The organism is Herbaspirillum camelliae (genome assembly GCF_001929405.1).
Lineage (GTDB): Bacteria > Pseudomonadota > Gammaproteobacteria > Burkholderiales > Burkholderiaceae_D > Herbaspirillum > Herbaspirillum seropedicae.
In genome coordinates this window covers 5,664,960-5,679,862 of the sequence record NZ_KV880769.1, presented here as the reverse complement: position 1 = coordinate 5,679,862, position 14,903 = coordinate 5,664,960, and the positions used below count along the sequence as shown (strand labels likewise).

At 58.3% G+C, this 14,903-nt stretch carries 12 protein-coding genes; 4 read left to right on the top strand and 8 right to left on the bottom strand.

Annotated features, from left to right (window positions below; translation table 11 throughout):
* Positions 1-9: 9 nt before the first annotated feature.
* The 5 genes from BGK68_RS25395 to BGK68_RS25375 all read right to left on the bottom strand — a co-directional run bounded on the left by BGK68_RS25395 (position 10) and on the right by BGK68_RS25375 (position 6,584).
* On the bottom strand, positions 10-1,701 hold the full coding sequence (locus tag BGK68_RS25395) for a DUF1302 domain-containing protein (protein ID WP_075259355.1): 1,692 nt from the start codon (positions 1,699-1,701) through the stop codon (positions 10-12).
* A gap of 40 nt (positions 1,702-1,741) precedes the next feature.
* Positions 1,742-3,103 (bottom strand): DUF1329 domain-containing protein, encoded by a 1,362-nt coding sequence (locus tag BGK68_RS25390; protein ID WP_075259354.1) that lies wholly within the window; start codon positions 3,101-3,103, stop codon positions 1,742-1,744.
* A 732-nt stretch (positions 3,104-3,835) separates the two neighbouring features.
* Positions 3,836-4,831 carry a helix-turn-helix domain-containing protein gene (locus BGK68_RS25385; protein WP_075259353.1) on the bottom strand — a complete coding sequence of 332 codons (996 nt, stop codon included), beginning with the start codon at positions 4,829-4,831 and terminating at the stop codon, positions 3,836-3,838.
* Between the two features lie 536 nt (positions 4,832-5,367).
* Entirely contained in the window at positions 5,368-5,952 is a 585-nt protein-coding gene (locus BGK68_RS25380) for a PIN domain-containing protein (protein ID WP_075259352.1), read from the bottom strand.
* Positions 5,952-6,584: a helix-turn-helix domain-containing protein gene (locus BGK68_RS25375; protein WP_143433171.1), complete on the bottom strand. Its 633-nt coding sequence runs from the start codon at positions 6,582-6,584 to the stop codon at positions 5,952-5,954. Before BGK68_RS25375 ends, BGK68_RS25380 begins: the two co-directional genes overlap by 1 nt.
* Before the next feature lie 206 nt (positions 6,585-6,790).
* Here BGK68_RS25375 and BGK68_RS25370 point away from each other — a divergent pair, with 206 nt between their 5' ends.
* Both BGK68_RS25370 and BGK68_RS25365 read left to right on the top strand, forming a co-directional pair.
* Complete coding sequence (locus tag BGK68_RS25370) at positions 6,791-7,108, top strand: PadR family transcriptional regulator (RefSeq protein WP_374726423.1); 318 nt, start codon at positions 6,791-6,793, stop codon at positions 7,106-7,108.
* Positions 7,101-7,940, top strand: a complete 840-nt coding sequence (locus BGK68_RS25365; RefSeq protein ID WP_075259351.1) for a GIN domain-containing protein — start codon at positions 7,101-7,103, stop codon at positions 7,938-7,940. Before BGK68_RS25370 ends, BGK68_RS25365 begins: the two co-directional genes overlap by 8 nt.
* 52 nt (positions 7,941-7,992) lie before the next feature.
* Here BGK68_RS25365 and BGK68_RS25360 read toward each other — a convergent pair whose 3' ends face one another.
* The 3 genes from BGK68_RS25360 to BGK68_RS25350 form a co-directional block, all read right to left on the bottom strand.
* Positions 7,993-9,210 carry a sensor histidine kinase gene (locus BGK68_RS25360; RefSeq protein ID WP_075259350.1) on the bottom strand — a complete coding sequence of 406 codons (1,218 nt, stop codon included), beginning with the start codon at positions 9,208-9,210 and terminating at the stop codon, positions 7,993-7,995.
* A 145-nt stretch (positions 9,211-9,355) separates the two neighbouring features.
* Positions 9,356-9,733: a response regulator gene (locus tag BGK68_RS25355; RefSeq protein ID WP_075259349.1), complete on the bottom strand. Its 378-nt coding sequence runs from the start codon at positions 9,731-9,733 to the stop codon at positions 9,356-9,358.
* 249 nt (positions 9,734-9,982) lie between these two features.
* Positions 9,983-12,190, bottom strand: a complete 2,208-nt coding sequence (locus tag BGK68_RS25350) for an OsmC domain/YcaO domain-containing protein (protein ID WP_075259348.1) — start codon at positions 12,188-12,190, stop codon at positions 9,983-9,985.
* A gap of 312 nt (positions 12,191-12,502) precedes the next feature.
* Here BGK68_RS25350 and BGK68_RS25345 point away from each other — a divergent pair, with 312 nt between their 5' ends.
* Together BGK68_RS25345 and BGK68_RS25340 are read left to right on the top strand one after the other, a co-directional pair.
* Positions 12,503-13,393 (top strand): alpha/beta fold hydrolase, encoded by an 891-nt coding sequence (locus BGK68_RS25345; RefSeq protein ID WP_158035516.1) that lies wholly within the window; start codon positions 12,503-12,505, stop codon positions 13,391-13,393.
* Positions 13,394-13,667: 274 nt separating this feature from the next.
* Positions 13,668-14,804 (top strand): porin, encoded by a 1,137-nt coding sequence (locus BGK68_RS25340; RefSeq protein ID WP_075259347.1) that lies wholly within the window; start codon positions 13,668-13,670, stop codon positions 14,802-14,804.
* Positions 14,805-14,903 lie beyond the last annotated feature (99 nt).

Here is a 14,903-nt window from a genome sequence, read left to right as displayed (position 1 = left end):
CGCGGCAGCTCAGAAGTTGCGGCTGACGGTCATGCCGTAGAAGCTGCGATCACGCAGCGGTTGATCGAACACGCTGGCCCCGCCCCAGAACTTGGCGAAGTTCAGCGCCACCTGCCACTTGGCCGGGTTCTGCATGAAGGTGACGGTGAAGTTGGCCATCTTCGCGCCTTCCATGAAGGTGGCCGTGGCATTGGGCGTGCGGCCCTTCACAGCGTGGAAGAAGTAGACCTCCGGAATCACCTGCCAGCCCGGAATCACCGAACCATCGTAGACCCAGCTGAAGTCGAAGTTGTAGCCATACGACGTGGAACTGCCCACGCCAGCGGTGTTGCCGCCATTGGCCAGGGTGCTGTTGGCGTTGGCGGTGGTGTCGTAACCCCAGCCCCACAGGCCTGCGGCAACAGGAATGCCGCCATAGGAACTCTTCAGGTTGGGATACTTGATGGCCACCGCTTCGAGCATCAGCGTGGCCGTATCTGCTCCCAGCGCCTTGAGGAAAGTCCCGTGTTCGCTGGGACTCATGCTGAGCATGCCCGTCACGGCCAACTGGTACTTCTCGGTCTCGACATAGCACTTGCCATTGACCATGCACGCGCCGCCATTGGCGTTGGGTACCGAGGCATTGAGCGACACCGGATCCTTGGGCCGATACGACAGTTCAGTGCCGATGGCCCAGTTGCCCAGCGGGAAGTTGGCCGACAGGCCCACCATCTTGCGGTCTTCCAGGTAGGAATAGCCCAGTCCGCTGGCGGTCTTTGCGGTGGAGAGCACGGGCGACTTGTCGTGGTAGTTCATCACATACAGGCCGAAGTTCACGTCCGCACCCGGCGGCGTATAGCGCAGCGCCACGCCGTATTGGCCGGTGGAGCGCGGGCGGCTGGTGGTGGGCACGCCCAGCGCCTCGGCGCCGATGCCCACCGTGGCGGTGGACCAGTAGCTGCCTACCGGCGGGAAGTAGTTGCTCTCCCAGCCTTGCTGCACATAGGTTTCCACCGAGAAGCCACGGCCCAGGCCAGTGGCGAAGTTGACCATGGGGGCGGGCAGGATGGCTTCCTTCAACTGCGTGCCGGGATTGGACAGGCGCATGATGTCGATGGCGTTGGTCTGGTTGATGCCGCCAGCGATGAACAGACTCTCGCCCCAGTTCACCACCTGGTTACCGACACGGATGCGGGCGCGTTCCTCACCCAGGTCGAAGGACTTGCTGACCCACAGGTCCAGCAGCCGCACCTTGGAATGCAGCTCATTGGTGGCCTCATCCGAGAGCGAGCGCCCGGTAGCGTTGCCGCCGCTGATGTTGCCGGTATTGCGGGTGGCCGAGTAGTCACGCAGCCAGCTCACGCGGCCCAGGAATTTCACATCCTCCGGCATGTTCAGCAGCAGTTCATGTGTACCCTTGAGGTAGGTGGTGAAGCGGTCGCCGCGGTTGTAGTTCAGGTCGCCCTGGTCGTTGAGCGACGACAGCGCATCGGCGCAGCCGCCCGGTGCGCTGGGGCCGGTGGCAGCAGCTGCATTTCCGCCGCTGCTGCCGATCACCAGTCCGCAACCCTGTTTGCTGGCGCGCACGCCCACGCCGAAGGACACGGTGGAATCGAAGTTGCCGGACACCGTCTCACCCTCGAAGGTCATGGCCTGTGCACCGCCGCTGCACAGCGTCGCGGCTGCCAGGGCGATGATCTTGTAGTGGATTTGCTTGTTCATTGTTGTTCCTCTCCCGTTGCAGATGCCGTCTCAGGATCGCTCAGCGATCGCTGATGGCGCGCAGGTTGTCGGCGCTGTAGAAGCTGGCCTTGGCGCGGGGATTGCCTTTGCCATCGACTTCCCAGGCCATGTCCTTGCCGGTGCCAGCCGAATGCAGGTCGAACACGTAGCGGCCTTCGGCCAGGTTGTACTGGGTGAAGCCGGCCTGGTCGCAGCTGCCTGTTTCATAGACAGGAATGATGTAGGCCTCGCGGTGCTTCCACAGCTTGCCCTGGGCGTCGTAATCGTCGGCGGCCACCAGGTTCCAGCTGTCTTCATCCACGTAGAAGGTGCGCTTGGGCGCCAGGTGGCGCACGCCAGCCTTGACGGTGGCCTCTACCACCCAGACGCGGTGCAGCTCGTAGCGACGGGCGTTCTCGGCGATGTATTCGTCACCGGCCACATCTTCGAACTTGGCCTTGAAGTCGGTTGCACCGAAGCTGCCGTAGGGCACGTACATTTCCTTCTTGCCCACCAGCTTCCAGTCAAAGCGGTCGATGGTGCCGTTGAAGACCATGGGTTCATCCAGCGTGTACTGGTTTTCCATGCCGATCTGCGGCGAGTCATAGGCGTAGGAAGGCATGCGGCGCACGCGGCGCTGGCCGGGGAAGTAGTAGAAGGTTTCCCCGCCGGGCTGGTTGAGGAAGGTGGTCAGCGACAGTGCTTGCCCGGCCAGCGCGGTCGGCGAGTTGTAGGCGAAGTAGGTGTAGTACTCCACCGGCGGCAGCGTGGACAGGTTCACGCTGCCCTTGGCGCCCCAGGGGAAGAACATGGTCTGTTGCGAACCGGCCTTGATCCACTCGCTGCCGCCCTTGCGCGGCGACACGGCGGTGATGGTGGACTTCCATTCCAGGGCCACGCCGCGATAGCGCAGCTTGCTGTTGTACATGACTTCCTCGCCGCTCTTGGGCAGCGGGAAGGGAATGCCCGGCACCACAGCCTCGGCCAGGCTCCAGCCGTCCGCGCCGAGTTTGGCGGCGGTGTTCTTCTTGGTATTGTCCACCACGAAATCAGGGGCGCTGCAGTAGCGGTGGCTGGGGTAGACATCCATCTTGTAGCCCTTGATCTGCTTGATCAGGGCGATCTGTCCGGCGCTGAGCTTGCTGGCGTATTTGTCGACGTTGGAGGCGTCGATGGTCTCGCTCTTCTTGTCGTCCTTGTACTTGAAGAAGTCGCGCCGCAGCTTGCCATACGACCAGCCCGGCAGCGCCACGTTTTCATCCTTCCAGTCCGGCACGCCATTGCCGCCGGCCTTTTCGCCGCCCAGCGGCGTGAGGCTGGCGCCCAGGTCGGCCGGCGTGGCGGCGTGCGCGAACGCGGCGGCCAGTGCCAAGGCCGTGACGCTCATCTTGGTGATCTTCATTGCTGTTCTCCCTATTGGTGGTGCGAGTCGCGTAGTTCGGCTTGCGTGCTGGCCCGGGGCAGACGGCAACGCAGTCCGGATGGATGACCGATTCCCAAGACGCGTGGGGTCGTCCCTATCGCCTCACCCGGTCGGGTGGGGCCGCATTCGGCCAGGACTGCGCCGAAATGGGATATTGACTCGCTTATGGCGTTGTCCTTGATAGGTGTAGTTTTGGGAACAGTGGACGAAGAAGACTGTAGAAGGGACACCCTTGAAGCTGTTAGCCACTTTTAGCAATTCTCTGAAAACAACGGCAGCGGCGCTGAACGAAATTGGGGCAGCCTGTGAAAAAATTAATGCAGGAGCGGACTTTGGGGAGGTAGTTCGACTAGGGGAAAGCTTTAAATCGATCTGGTGTAACTCCCATGAACGATGCCGGCAGCGGAAGCCGATTTTTTTTCAGAGCACTGATTGTTGACGAAAATAAAATAAATCGACCAATTGGTCGATTTTATAGGTGCAAATACTCGCATTCATGTGAGCGTCCGGATGGACAACATATCCATGCAGCAACGGATCGTAGTGGAGGGGGGATGCTCCGGCAGGCACCTCAGTCCAGGACAGGGCAGGTTTGCCAAAATCGGCTAGGCCTCTGCCCCAACATTGCTCAAGCCGCGCAGGCAGCGCGGCTGGGAAGCGCGCCGTGCGCAGATGGTAACGGCCGATACCAATTTGCCCGAGCAGCCTGGCTCAAGAGTCGGAGACCGCGCGCAGCACCGTCTCCGAAGGCAGGACGCCGAACATCTTCTTGTATTCGGAGGCAAAGCGGCTGGGATGGTTGAAACCGCACAGCGCCGCCAGGTTGCCGATGGTGGCATGACGATCATGGGCGCGGTCCTCGCCGGTACGGCGCTTGATCTCGCGGTGGGCGGCATTGAGGCGCAGGGCCTTGAGGTATTGCAGGGGCGAGATGTCGAGCCGCTCCTCGAAGCAGTATTGCAGCGTGCGGCGGCTCACGTGGGTGGCGCGGCAGACATCGAGGATACCGATTTCCTCGCCTGCATGGGCGCGCATATAGTCGATGGCGTTCTGCACGATGCGTTCGCGCCGCTGGCGCGAGGGCAGCGTGGATTCGAGATCGTTGCTGCCGTGATTGAGCGAGAGCGCCAGGGCGACGTTGCTGATCACCGTGGAAGCCAGTGCGCGCGGGCTGATCGGGTGTGCCGTTTTGCCCTGCGCGGTGTTGAGCAGATCAAAGGCCAGCGAGAAGTAGTGCCGCAGCATCCCTGCCGTCGCCGCATCCAGCTGCAGCACCGACAGGTCCAGCCATTTGCGCACGCTGGCGTCATCCTGCTCATGCAATTGCGAGAGGAAGAGATCGCGCTGCATCGAGATCCCCATCAGTTCGATGGGACCGGTGGTACGGATGTGGTGGGCCCGGCTGCCGTCGAGCACGATCAGCTGGTCTTGCCCGAGCGGCCGGCCATTGAGCAGGTGGCCCTGCGCGCTGCTATTGCAGATGCCGATGACCATCTGTCCGGGCGGTGGCACCATGCGCTCATGCAGGGCGGTATTGGTGCGCTCGCGGATGAAACAGAAGTCCTCGGTCTGCACCATGCCCAGCGCGCCGTCGAAGCGGCCGCTTCCCAGTTGCTGATATTCCTGCTCCCATCCGGTGAGCATGCTGGCTTGTTCGTCCACGTCCGAAAACTGCACGGCATGGACAGAAAAATGATCGGAATGCATGGCGCGGCTCCTGTTGTTTTGTATAAGCGGATGCAAATTTCGTTCCAGCCTGGACAACATACGGAGACGGCAAGCAAGACGCGCATCGACGCCGCAGACCAGGGTCAGCGGGCGGCGAGGGGCAGGCAGGTGGTATTGCGCCTCCGTTGTCTCGGAGCACCTTCGAGGGTGGCTCTCGGACTTTTTACTTTTCGTCAATCTAGCAATCTAAGCTAACTGTTTGCAGCGTAAAGCATAAGGGCGGAATCGTCACATAGGGATTTAGGGGCATTGCGATAGGGATGCCATTCATGGTAGTCAGCATCGATATTGGCAAAGCAGCGGTATCACCAGCGGTATCTGTTCCCTGTGGGTAATGCGACTTTACAATGACGGACGTTCTTATTGATCAAGGACTGCCGATGTAGTGGGTCAACAAAAATATGAAATTATCGGTTACGTCCTGAATGGGCGAATGGGGTGGGGCGAATGGAGGGGGCGGTTAGGGGGATCGTTTGGCCGAAGGAATTGGTGTGCTGGTTTCTTTCGATGCCTGCTCAGATCAGTTCGGCGGCTTCCGCCATGCGGGCGGCAATCTGGGGAAGTCCCGCGACTGCAAAAGCCCTGGCAAGCTGCTCAGCCGTCAATGGCGGCTTTTTCATCAGTTCACGCATTTCTTTGACGGTGGTGAGAAAAGCGACCTGATTGAGATCATATTGAAAGATGAGGAAATCATCTGGATAAATCACCTCGATTCTATGCTCGCTCATGATTTTGGCAGCGGGGAAGTCAGCCAGATTGAATGTAACGATTGCATCTGCATGTCCCACGATGGCCGCGGCCAATACGTGGCGATCCTCTTGATCGGGTAGATCCAGGCGTTCGATCAGATATTCATAGCCGTCGATAACCGAATCGTCGATTGCCTCATTCATCTGACGAGCACTGCGGCGCAGCTTTTCTTCGGTAATGCCTTGCTTGCCTTTTCTAAGCAGGCTCCTGATCCATTCATTCTCAATATCTTGGGTCCAGCGAGCGTGAAAAGCCCCGCGTTCTGCCAGACTTAGCAGCAGGTTTCTCAGCTTGGTCGGGTAGAGCACGCAAGCATCAAGAACCACAGTGTATTTGGGGACCCCTGCCATTACAGCTGATCATCTTCATCAAGTTCTTGCCCTTCCTCGATGAGCGCGCGCAATGCAGCCTTCGATGTCTGAGAGCGTCTTTCCTTGTAGTCGAGGACATTCGAAAGATGAATTCGGCGATGCGATCCAACCATATGAAACGGAATTTTTTTTTCTTCCAGCAAGCGGATGAGATAGGGACGCGAAATATTCAGCATTTGTGCTGCCTGCTGGGTAGTGACGTCAATATCCTTGGGCATCAACGTGACCGCCTTTCCCTGGGCCAGATCGCCAAGCATATCGGCAAACAGGCGGAGGACACGGGGCGGCAGCTTCAACGTCGGCGCGCCTTCAATGCGCTCTACGCCCTCTTCAAGCAAGGCAATGCTGACAGCATTGGAATGATCCAATGCCTTGACGAGGCAGCGTTGAGCCGTCTTCGCCATTTCCAAGTCTTCCCTGCTTTCCAGTGCCTCAAGATCATGGGTGGACACGTTAATTCTCCTGTTGCTTGCGTGAAATACCGATGGGGCAGCAGCCTCATTTAAACGAATCATACGCAGCAAGCGAAATATCCGCAACATCATGCAGAGCACGTTCGCAAAGCAGCGCAGGCCGAAGCGCATCACAAATACGCTCATGGCCAGCGTCACACCGCTTCATTCCCGATATTTTTCAACCACCCGAAAGGCCAGGCTGGATAAGCTCTAGCGCCGATCTGCGCAGTTCCGCGAGCAGGACGTGGAGCCGCAGCGAAAGCTCTCCACAGCTCGATTTTCGGACATGCCTTGCAATACAAGGTAGCTTGCTATAAGCTATACCGCACTTGAACAGAAAAAAGCAGGCCATGGCCGATCACATCCCCAGCCAGTTGAAGAAAGGCGTGCTCGAGCTCTGCGTGCTGGCCTTGCTCGCCCAGGGTGACAGTTATGCCTATGACCTTGCGCGCAATCTTGCACAGGCGGTCGACATGGGGGAAGGGACGATCTACCCATTGATGCGCCGCCTGCAGACCGACGGCCTGGTCGACAGCTACCAGCAGGAGTCCGAGAGCGGGCCTTCGCGCAAGTACTACCGTCTCACCGAAGCAGGCTTGTTGTCGCTGACGGCCCAGAAACAGGATTGGCAGCGCTTCACTGCCTCCGTCAATTCCATCCTCGGAGTTACCCATGAATAAGGAAGAGTTCCTGCGGACCCTCTGCAACGCCTTGCAGGGCGCGGCGCCCAGTGAGATCGACGACATCCTTGCCGACTATCGCAACCATTTCGATGAATCCTCCGCCAATGGCCGCAGCGAGGAGGCCACGGCCGCAGCGCTGGGCGATCCCGTGTGGCTGGGCCGCGAACACCTCGCAGATCTGCGCGATGAAGCGGGCGGATGGCTGGGGGCGGTAAGACGTTTCTGGACGGGCATGAGGCAGCGCCGCCAGCGCGTGGGCGACAACATCGAGCGTGAACTCGCCTGGATACCCGGTTCACGCATGGCCATCCGCCTGCCTGCAGAAGTGTCCTGGCGACCTGCAGAACAGGCGCGGGCGGTGTTGCGTGGCCCCGCGTGGCTGATCGAACACGTGCATCTCGATAGCCAGCAATTGCGCGGCCGCTTCAAGTGGCGTCTGTTCCATAGCAATCACCTTCGTCTGGACCTGGAAGGCCCTGCAATCGAAAGCTGGTCAACTGTCGGCAGCGCCGATCTGCGGTTGCTCAACGTCTCTCAGGCTGCCTTGCGTCTGGAGCTTTGTGGCAGCGGAGACATCAGAGTCGCAGGACGCGCGCAACACGTGACGGCGAACGTGATGGGCTCCGGCGAGATCGACCTGAGCCTGCTCGAACACCTGCGCGCCACCGTGAAGGTGGTCGGTTCAGGGGAGGTCAAGCTTGGACCTAGCGAAGAAGCAGACCTGTCGCTTCAGGGAAGCGGGGATATCACCTTGCTGACCAGGCCGACGACTATCCGGACCCATGTTCTGGGCAGCGGCGATATCCGCATGGAGGGCGGGTGGCGTTAATCCAATGATGCGAACGGATGCGAAATGATGTGCGCCCGGCGGAGGCGTCAGCTCACTTGTTGTCCTCCCGGTGGCGGGCCTGCGGTGGGACCTGGTGGGCCGCCTGGCGCCGCGATGGATCGCGTGGCAGGCGGATCGTGAAGGTGGTGCCTTCCGCCTCTGAGGAGCTTGCCTCAATGGAGCCGCCGTGCGCGCTTGCTACCTCTCTGACGATATAGAGCCCAAGTCCCATGCTGCCGCCTTGCCCGGATCCTTCTCCGCCTCCTTCTCCGCCATTGGCGACGAGGCGCACGAGCGGGTCGAATATCGTATGCAGCTTTTCCTCGGGGATCAGGGGTCCTTTATTGTTGATGGCCACATTGACTTCACCCCGAGAGGCGGAAATTTCCACGCCGATCGCTTCGCCAGCGGCACCATGCTGCACGGCATTGCCGAGCAGATTGGAGATGGCCTGCGCAATCCGCTCCTTGTCCCATTCTCCATTGAGCTCGCCCGAGGTCTTTAAGGCGATGACTTTGTCGGGGTGTGAAGTGGAGATTTCGTCAATGACACGTTGGGCGATGTCACCCACGTTGGCGGAGCTGATGTCCAGTGGCAGTCCAGATCCCAGATGGGTCCGGGTATAGTCGAGCAGATCGGCGACCAGCTTGCTCATGCGTTGCCCGCTGTTGTAGATGCGCGCCGCTATCTTGCGGTGCCGATCGTCGATATCCTCTGCCAGCAGCATGATCTGCGCGCCGTGGATGGTCGCTCCCAGAGGGTTGCGCAGGTCGTGTCCCAATATGGCCAGGAAGAGGTTGCGCGACTGATCCAGCAACGTCGAATAGCGTGCCAGCGATTCCGCGAGGGCTTGATCAATCGCCTCGTTGAACCGGGTAATGTCATCCACGTTGGTTTCATATCCTTCTTTCCACTCCTTCGCCCAGAGCCGCAATACGCTGGAGCGTAGCGCCCGGTATTCGGAAGCCAGCTGTTCAACGCTGAACCCCGACAACAATCTGGCGATGGCGTGGGTCTCCGCAGCGGTGTCATCAGGATGGACTGGCGCCCGTCCTTCCGACTTCGCGATTTCCTGCTCCTCGCTCTGTGTCTTCTCCAGATCGTCGGCAATGGCTGCGAGCATCAGCGAGGCATGATTTCGCAAGGCTTTCGAATCCATCGTCAGAGCAGGGGGATGGATTGTCTTTGCAAATGCCTCCCAGGCTTCCAGGATGGGTTCCATGCGCGAACGAATGAAGTCGGACAATCGTAGAATCGGTCTTCCAGACATAGATTTTTCTCTTGTTAGTTATTGAATGTGCTGACCCATCTGTTCAAGGAGTAAATCGTGGAGGCGCTACTGCCGCACTTGGCAGCTGGCGACTTGATGGTGCGAGCTTGGCTCGTCCTGACATCTATTGCAAAACGAGCGCTGGCTAGAGCACGGCTTCGATAGTGGAAAGCAGCAGAGGCAACGGGCAGGGCTTGGTCAATAAAGCGGCAAAGTTCTTTCTTGCATGCCAGGAGTTCGTCATCGGGGTGGCGCTTAACAGCACCAGGGGTATTGCCGAAAATCGTCCATCAGCTTTTAGTATTTCAGCAAACTCCAGGCCATCCATCAAAGGCATCCGCAGGTCCGTCAAGATCACGTCTACGTCTGCAGCGTGATCAAGCAGGACGCTCAGGGCGAGTGTCCCATTTTCCGCCTCAAGCACTCGATATCCGTCGCTCCTGAGCACTTCAGAATAAAGCGCCCGGACTTCGCTATTGTCTTCGACAACCAGTACGGTAGAAGTGCCTGACGCTCCATTCATGTGCGAACCCACAATAAGCGGCCCGCGGAAATGGGACCCACAAGAGATTATGGAACGATGACATGGAGACCGGGATCAGGCGTTCCCCTAAAAACTGTGTTCAGAATCTCTGACAAGTCAGTAGGAGAAATGCCTGCTTGCGACCCGCAGCCAGGTCTGCGTGCAAGCCAAAGGAATAGAAGGGAGGAGAGAAGACTGCGGGGCTGCTTCTTCTTGCGAAGCAGGCCAGGCCCCGCCTGATTGTCCAAGTCAGGCCGCAGCAGCTTGCGCAAACCTGGCGCGCGCCTTGTGCAGCTTGCGATAGCTGTCGAGCAGGCGTTGATGGCGCTCCAGCCCTTCGAGTTTCATGCTGGTCGGCGTCAAGCCAAAGAAGCGCACGCTTCCGGTGATCGATCCGATGGCGGCATCCATGCGCTCATTGCCGAACATGCGGCGGAAGTTGGTCTCGTAGTCCTCCAGTTCCAGTTCCTCATCCAGTTCCACTTCCAGCACGACATTGAGGGCCTGGTAGAACAGACCGCGTTCGACCGAGTTGTCGTTGTACTGCAGGAAGGAGCCAACCAGTTCATGCGCCTCTTCGAACTGCTGTAGAGCCAGATGGATCAGCAGCTTCAGCTCAAGCACGGTGAGCTGGCCCCAGACGGTGTTTTCATCGAAGTCGATACCGATCAGGGTGGCAATATCGGAGTACTCATCCAGCTCGTTGTTTTCCAGGCGGTCGAGCAGGGCGGCCAGGGCCTCATCATCGAGGCGATGCAGGTTCAGAATATCGGCGCGGAACAGCAGCGCCTTGTTGGTGTTGTCCCAGATCAGGTCTTCCACCGGATACACCTCGGAATAGCCCGGCACCAGGATGCGGCAAGCCGTGGCGCCCAACTGGTCGTACACCGCGACATAGGCTTCTTTGCCCATGTCCTCGAGAATGCCGAACAGGGTAGCGGCCTCCTCGGCGTTGGCATTGTCGCCCTGGCTGGAGAAATCCCATTCCACGAATTCATAGTTCGGTTTGGCGCTGAAGAAGCGCCACGACACGATGCCGGACGAATCGATGAAATGCTCGACGAAGTTGTTAGGCTCGGTCACGGCATTGCTCTCGAAGGTCGGCTGGGGCAGATCGTTGAGGCCCTCGAAGCTGCGTCCTTGCAGCAGTTCAGTCAGGCTGCGCTCCAGCGCCACCTCAAAGCTTGGGTGTGCGCCGAAGGAGGCAAAGACGCCGCCTGTGCGCGGGTTCATCAAGGTCACGCACATCACCGGATAGACGCCGCCCAGCGAGGCATCCTTGACCAGCACCGGGAAACCCTGCTCCTCCAGGCCCTGGATGCCTGCGACGATGCCGGGGTATTTCGCCAGCACTTCCTGGGGGACATCGGGCAGGCAGATCTCACCTTCCAGGATTTCACGCTTGACCGCGCGCTCGAAGATCTCGGAGAGACACTGTACCTGCGCTTCGGGCAGGGTATTGCCGGCGCTCATGCCGTTGCTGACAAAGAGATTCTCGACCAGGTTCGACGGGAAATACACCACCTCGCCGTCCGATTGGCGTACATAGGGCAGCGAGCAGATACCGCGCTCTGCGTTACCCGAATTGGTATCGACCAGATGCGAAGCGCGCAGCTCGCCATCGGCGTTATAGTTCTCCAGGCAATACGCATCCAGGATTTCCTTGGGCAGCTTGTCCCCGCGCCCGGGTTTGAACCAGCGCTCATTGGGATAATGCACGAACTCGGCATTGGCGATTTCCTCGCCCCAGTAGGAACCAGCGTAGAAGTGGTTGTTGCTGATGCGTTCGATGTATTCGCCCAGGGCCGAGGCCAGCGCGCTTTCCTTGGTGGCGCCCTTGCCGTTGGTGAAGCACATGGGCGAGTGCGCGTCGCGGATGTGCAGCGACCATACATTGGGAATGATGTTGCGCCAGGAAGCGATCTCGATCTTGATGCCCAGTTCGGCCAGCAAGCCCGACATGTTGGCGATGGTCTGTTCCAGCGGCAGATCCTTGCCCAGGATGTGCGTGCTCACGCCGGCCTCGGGCTTGAGGGTCAGCAGGGATTGCGCATCGGCGTCCAGGCTTTCCACTTCCTCGATGACGAATTCCGGCCCTTGCTGGACCACCTTCTTGACGGTACAGCGTTCGATGGAGCGCAAGATGCCGCGGCGATCCGCCTCCTCGATGTCGGCCGGCAGTTCCACCTGGATCTTGAAGGTCTGCTGGTAGCGGTTTTCCGGATCGACGATATTGTTCTGGGACAGCCGGATGTTCTCGGTGGAAATGTTGCGCGTATTGCAGTACAGCTTCACGAAGTAGGCCGCGCACAGGGCCGATGACGCCAGGAAGTAATCGAAGGGGCCAGGTGCCGAGCCGTCTCCCTTGTAGCGGATGGGCTGGTCGGCGATGACGGTAAAGTCGTCGAACTTGGCTTCAAGACGCAGCTTGTCGAGGAAGTTGACTTTGATTTCCATGGCGTATTTCCAATGATGAGCCAGATGAGGCTGAAACGAGAGTGGGCGCTATTATCGCCCATCCGGGACTGGCCGCCATATTGCGCGTGCAGCTGTGATTGAAGTTCAGAGGATTTGCGACGAGGTCGGTATCGGAAGGGGAGGCCCCTATCCAGCGCTCTGACGTGGCACGCCAAGGCCAATTGGATGACACGCAACGGCTGATTGATGGCGTCAAAGGCATGTACAGTTTCTCCACGGGACCCGCTAATACCGACCTTTTCCATGGTCTTGGCGGCAACCCGATTCTTAAAAACAAAGACGGAGACACGCATGAACCAAGCCATCAAATCAGTGGCGCAATCGCGCCAGGATACAGCCGCCACATTGATCCAAAGAAAAACGGTCGTGGTTGACGGAAACATTTCTCTGAGTTATCTCGAAGCGGGTAGTGGGAAAACCATTGTGTTGATTCCTGGTTGGTCGCAGACAGCTGATCAATTCAGGTTTCAGATCGAAGGACTCTCGGCGCACTATCGTGTTATCGCACTCGATTTGCGCGGCCACGGGGACTCGGAAAAGCCTAGCCACGGATACCGGATACAGCGTCTGGCCAAAGACGTACATGAGGTATTGACCTCGCTGAATCTCAACGACGTCACCCTTCTCGGGCATTCCATGGGCTGCACCGTAATCTGGTGCTACTTTGACCTGTTCGGGCCAGACCGTATCGAGAAATTCGTCTTCTGCGACCAGGCCTCTTTCCTGACCTCGAACGAGCACTGGACCGAACAAGACATCGCTGATTACGGCGCCATCTTCACGCGTGATTCGGTGGATTCAACAGTTCAGGCTTTGTGCGCACCTGACGCCGTCGATGTCTCGATAGGTTTCCTTAAGACGATGGTCACCTCCAGGATGCCAGCGGACCAGTTCCAGTGGATCATCGATTCCAACCTGAAGATGCCGCGTTCCATTTCAGGACACCTCCTCTATAACCACTGCCATCAGGACTGGCGAGACGTGCTGCCACGCATCACCAAGCCCAGTCTTTTCATCGGCGGCAAGGCAAGCCTCGTTCCCGAGTCTTGCATCCGGTGGGAAGCGGCCCAGGTCAAGGGCGCGCAGCTTGAAATTTTCTCCGAGGACGAAGGCGGCTCGCACTTCATGTTCATCGAGAACCCCGAAAAATTCAATGCATTGCTGAAGAATTTCATGGGTTGAAAATTCACTTCTTCAGTTCATTTTCCACAATCCTGGTTCGCTCACCTGGCGTTGTTACCCACGCCCTGCTTAAGGGGCGCTGTGAAGGCTGGGTAATGTGGTCTGCGCAAGTAATCGCCACGCAAATAAGGGGCAGCGGACTCTCAGATAAATAGCCGCATGACGCGTATGCCATTTGCGCCCATGCATGGGTACGTCACGCCTGGAGCCACGCTATTTCACACGGGAGACGGGAAATTCTAGAAACACTATTAAAAATATTCGGAGACACGTCATGTTCAAGAAGACATTGGCAGCATGCACCATTCTGTTGCTCGGCAATACTGCGTGGGGGCAAAGTAACGTGACCTTGTACGGCATTATCGATGCCGGCATCGGGGTCATCAACAATCAGGCAGGGAAAAGCGTAGTTCAGGTGCAGAGCGGCTGGGTCTGGGGTAGTCGCCTGGGATTCAAGGGTGTCGAGGACCTCGGCGGAGGAAGCTCTGCGCTCTTCGTACTTGAAAACGGCTTCGATGTTGATACGGGAGCACTGTCCCAAGGGGGGCGGCTCTTTGGCAGACAGAGCTTTGTCGGTCTGTCGAACAAGGACTCTGGAACCATCACCATGGGCAAACAATATGATCCAGTGTTCGACACCCTGTCGGGAGCTGACATCACAGTGGGTGGCGGCGAGGCAGGACTGCTGTTTGCACATCCCTTCGATAATGACAATACCCTGGGGTCAATAACAGCGCAAAACTCGGTGAAGTACACCAGCCAGAAAATGGGCGGATTTACCTTCAATGGCATGTATGCGTTCGGAGAAACGGCCGGAGCGTTCGCCACCAATCGTCTCTTCGGTGGAGGTGTGAATTACAATGCCGGCCCACTTACCCTGGGCATGACATTCGAACGCATTTCCAAACCAGGCGCCAACATCTACGGAGCCGCGGCCAGCGACCAGTCATCCGTGGCTTCGGGGCAGGAAATCTGGGGTGTAGGTGCGAGGTATCTGGCTGGACCCTTATCCATGGGAGCCGCATACACAAGCTCGGTTCTCGATACTCCCGTCTCGTCTGCATATGCTGGAACACTCGCTGCGAATCTACAGCGATTGAAATTTCAGAACATCGAGATCAATGCCAAGTATCAGTTGACGCCTGCCTTCTCCGCGCTGGGAATGTATGCCGTGACATTGGGCAAGTTCAATACGGTGTCCGCTTCCGAGTCGCAAACGCGGCAGCAATTTGCTGTCATGCTGGATTACTTTTTGTCCAAGCGCACTGACCTCTACTTCCAAACTGCATATCAGTACGTATCTGGAAGCAATGGCGGTGGCATCCCAAGACAAGCGCAGATCGTCGGCGCCGCATTTTCCTCTGGCCCCAGCCAGGCGGTGTTGCGTATAGGTCTGAAGCACTCCTTCTAGCGCTTCTCGTTCTATCGAGTTTTGGAAGCTTATCTTCCAGAAAGAGACATCTGATGCGGGGGATAGGCTTTACAAAGAGGCGGCATTAGAATATCCGGG